Here is a 326-nt window from a genome sequence, read left to right as displayed (position 1 = left end):
GTCTCGGAGATCAACCCGCTGCGCACCGAGGCCGTCATGACGTCTGCTTCGGCGGGCATCGACGACCTCACCCACACCGGGGACAAGACCACCACCACGGTGGCCATGGACTTCGGCCGCATCACCCTGGACCAGGACCTGATCCTGTACCTGTTCGGCACCCCCGGCCAGGACCGCTTCTGGTTCATGTGGGACGACCTCGTCCGCGGCGCCATCGGCGCCGTCGTCCTGGTCGACACCCGCCGCCTCGCCGACTGCTTCCCCGCGGTCGACTACTTCGAGAACTCCGGCCTGCCCTTCGTCATCGCCCTCAACGGCTTCGACGG

At 67.8% G+C, this 326-nt stretch carries 1 protein-coding gene; it reads left to right on the top strand.

The features are described from left to right. Positions 1 to 326, top strand: a 326-nt coding sequence (locus ADL25_RS18005; RefSeq protein WP_079050438.1) for a GTP-binding protein, incomplete at both ends; no start/stop codon positions are given.

This window comes from Streptomyces sp. NRRL F-5122, from assembly GCF_001507435.1.
Lineage (GTDB): Bacteria > Actinomycetota > Actinomycetes > Streptomycetales > Streptomycetaceae > Streptomyces > Streptomyces lannensis.
This window is presented reverse-complemented; position numbering and strand designations above follow the sequence as displayed.